Source organism: Mesorhizobium sp. M4B.F.Ca.ET.017.02.2.1, assembly GCF_003998955.1.
In the GTDB taxonomy this organism is placed as follows: Bacteria; Pseudomonadota; Alphaproteobacteria; order Rhizobiales; family Rhizobiaceae; genus Mesorhizobium; species Mesorhizobium abyssinicae.
The window spans coordinates 1-3,418 of sequence record NZ_RZOF01000490.1; the positions used below are offsets into that span (position 1 = coordinate 1).

Below are 3,418 nucleotides of genomic sequence, written 5' to 3' on the forward strand. Positions count from 1 at the left end.
CGCGGGCTAAACGCTAGGGCGCAGCCGCGAGGCCGGCAAGGCCTGAAAAGATTATCTTTTTTTAATTACACTTCACGACTGGGCGCTCCTAGTTTTCCGCGCAGGGCCGAGAACCGCCGGCGATGCCTCCCATCGCGACACGACGGAACCGGACGGCCCGGAAGGTCGGAAGGCGGAGCGGCGCGGCCGCTCCCTTCCCCAGTAGAAGGAAGCGCCGCCATGCGCTCTTCAATCTCTCTCAAGACTGCAACGCTTGCCGCCATTCTCGTCTCCGCTCCGCTCGCCGGCGCCTACGCTGCCGGACATCACAAGGGCGCACTCGATGAATCCTCGCCGACCGACTTCACCGGTCCGCGCGTGGCGGGCCTTATGGCGCAGGTGCAGGGTGTCGACCAGGGCATCACCGACGCCAGGCAGGACAACACGATCACGCCGGCCGAGGCGCAGACGCTGCATATGCGCGCAGCCCATATCAGCCAGGCCGCCGCGAAAACCGCCGCCGCCGATCGCGGCAGGATACCGGCTGCGCAGTATCATGATTTGCTGCGCCGGCTCGACAATGTCGACCAGGCGCTGCGCATCGACAGCGGGACCGGCTTCCTGATGGGCGACGGCGCCGACGGCGGGCACTATCCCAACGGCTGATCGCTCGACCCGAGGAAGGGACACCTGGCGCCCGCGGGAACTCCGTCCCAAGGGCGTCCTTTTACCAGCCCAGCCAGAGCGCGATGATGGCAAGCGCGGCCGGCACGGTCTGGATGAACAGGATCTTCCTGCCGACGGTCGCCGCGCCGTAGAGGCCCGCGATGGCGATGCAGATCAGGAAGAACATCCTGACCTGGAAGCCGGCCGCGCCGAGATAGAGCCCCCAGATCAGGCCGGCGGCGAGGAAGCCGTTGTAGAGCCCCTGATTGGCGGCCAGCACCTTGGATGCCTTGGCGAAATCCGGCGTCAGCCTGAACGCCTTGTGGCCCTGCGGCGTATCCCACAGCACCATCTCCAGATAGACGATGTAGCAGTGGATCAGCGCCACCAGCGCGACCAGTATGTTGCCGATCATTTTCCCCCTCCGCTTTCGCTGCCAGCATTGATCACGCGCGGGCTTGTCCGCGCAAGATGGTTTGAGCACCCTGCGCGGCAGGGTTGCCAAGGCTGGCGCATTGGTATCTTTTCGCGCCGTCCAATTCGATCGCTGACCAGACCGGAACCGCCATGTCCTTTCAGAAACTCGACGACCTCGGCCACAAGCTCGAAGCGCTGGAGCATGCGCTCGCCATCCTCGGCGCCGACGAGGCGACGCATATGGCGGTCGGCGGCGGCGAGAAGCGCGCCGAGGCGATGTCGGCGCTTGCCGGCATGCTTCACGCCCGGGCGACGGCGCCGGAGATCGGCGATTGGATCGCGGCGGCCGAGGAGGAGGCGCTGAACGAGGATCAGCAGGCGGCCGTGAGGGAGTTGCGCCGTCAATACACCAACCTCACCTGCCTGCCGGTCGAGTTCGTCGAGCGCCAGACGACGGCACGCATGCGCTCCGAGCAGCTCTGGCGCGACCTGCGTGCCAGGAACGATTGGGCGGGCTTCCTGCCGGCGCTGGAAGGCGTCGTCGCCCTGGTGCGCGAGGAGGCGGCGCTGCGCGCCGATGCGCTCGGTCTCGACCCCTACGACGCGTTGATGGAGCAGTACGACCCCGGCAACCGCGCCACCGACATCACACCGGTCTTCGCCGAGTTGAAGACCTTCCTGCGGCAATTCGTGCCGGAAGCGCTGGCGGCGCAGGAGGCGCGGCTGGCCCGCCATCCATTGAAGCCGCTTTCGGGCAGCTATGCGATCGACCGGCAGCGCGAGCTTGGCCTCGCCATGATGGCGGCGGTGGGTTTCGACCTCACCCATGGCTCGCTGTCGGTCTCGCACCATCCCTTCTGCGGCGGCGTGCCGAGCGACGTGCGCATCACCACCCGCTACAAGACCTCCGATTTCCTGTCGGCGCTGATGGGCGTGCTGCACGAGACCGGCCATGCGCTCTACGAGCAGAACCTGCCCAAGGCCTGGGCGCACTGGCCGCTCGGCAAGGCGCGCGGCATGGCGGTGCACGAAAGCCAGAGCCTGTTCGTCGAAAAGCAAATTGGCCGCAACCCGGCCTTCTGGCGCTGGGCCTTGCCGGTGGTCGAAAGGCATCTCGGCGAGAGCTGGTCGCTCGACGATATCCTGCCGCATGTGCACCGCGTCGAGCGCGGCCTGATCCGCGTCGATGCCGACGAGGTGACCTATCCGCTGCACGTCATCCTGCGTTACGAACTGGAGCAGGAACTGGTCTCGGGGCGGCTGGAGGTTGCCGACCTGCCCGAGGCCTGGGACGCCAGGATGCGCGACTATCTCGGCCTGTCGACGCTCGACAATCCGGCCGACGGACCGATGCAGGACGTGCACTGGCCGGGCGCCGCCTTCGGCTATTTCCCCTCCTACACGCTGGGCGCCATGATGGCGGCGCAGCAATGGGCGGCGCTGACCCGCGAGCATCCGTCCGCCGATGACGACCTCGCCAAGGGCGATTTCAGCGCCATCAACGCCTGGCGCCGTGTGAGGATCTGGTCGCAGGGCTCGCGCTGGTCGACGCCGGACCTGCTCGAGCGCGCCACCGGCGAGAAGCTTAATGCAGCCTACTTCACCGAACATCTGCGCAAGCGTTATGGCGTCTGAGCACGCACGAAGCGTGACTACTCAGCCGCGCCTCTAAAAGCACTGGCGCCGGTCTCGAACTGCAGCTTGGCCAGCCGTGCATAGATGCCGCCCTTGGCGACAAGGCTCTGGTGAGTGCCTTCCTCGACGATGCGGCCGCCTTCCATGACCAGGATCCGGTCGGCCTTCAGCACCGTCGCCAGCCGGTGCGCGATGACGATCGTGGTGCGGCCCTGCATCAGCCGTTCCAGCGCCGTCTGCACCAGGGTCTCGCTTTCGGCGTCGAGCGCCGAGGTCGCCTCGTCGAGCAACAGGATCGGCGCGTCGCGCAGGATCGCGCGGGCGATCGCCACGCGCTGGCGCTGGCCGCCGGACAGCGTCACGCCGCGCTCGCCGACCTGGCTGTCATAGCCCTTGTCGAGCTTGGCGATGAACTCGTCGGCAAGCGCCGCCTTCGCCGCCGCCTCGATCTCGACATCGCTGGCGCCCGGCCGACCGAAGCCGATATTGTCCCGCGCGCTGGCGGCGAAGATGGTGACGTCCTGCGGCACGATGGCGATGCGCTGCCTGATCGCGGCGGGATCGGCCTCGCGCAGATCGACGCCGTCGATGACGATGCGGCCCGTCTCGGGATCGTAGAAGCGCAGGATCAGCGAAAACACCGTGCTCTTGCCCGCGCCGGAGGGGCCGACGATCGCCACCGTCTCGCCCGGCTTCACCTGGAAGCTGAGGCCATGCACGG

General features: G+C 67.2%; 4 protein-coding genes. 2 read left to right on the plus strand and 2 right to left on the minus strand.

Annotated elements, in window-relative coordinates; genetic code table 11:
- Positions 1-219 precede the first annotated feature (219 nt).
- Positions 220-645 carry a hypothetical protein gene (locus EN738_RS32530; protein ID WP_127287144.1) on the plus strand — a complete coding sequence of 142 codons (426 nt, stop codon included), beginning with the start codon at positions 220-222 and terminating at the stop codon, positions 643-645.
- Between the two features lie 61 nt (positions 646-706).
- Here the strand turns inward: EN738_RS32530 and EN738_RS32535 are convergent, their stop codons facing one another.
- Positions 707-1,060, minus strand: a complete 354-nt coding sequence (locus tag EN738_RS32535) for a DUF1304 domain-containing protein (RefSeq protein WP_127287145.1) — start codon at positions 1,058-1,060, stop codon at positions 707-709.
- Positions 1,061-1,212: 152 nt separating this feature from the next.
- Between EN738_RS32535 and EN738_RS32540 the strand changes: the two genes are divergently transcribed.
- A complete protein-coding gene (locus EN738_RS32540) occupies positions 1,213-2,697 on the plus strand; it encodes a carboxypeptidase M32 (protein ID WP_127287146.1) in 1,485 nt (494 codons plus the stop codon).
- Between the two features lie 17 nt (positions 2,698-2,714).
- Here the strand turns inward: EN738_RS32540 and EN738_RS32545 are convergent.
- The coding region (locus EN738_RS32545) for an ATP-binding cassette domain-containing protein (RefSeq protein ID WP_127287147.1) at positions 2,715-3,418 on the minus strand (704 nt) is incomplete at its 5' end.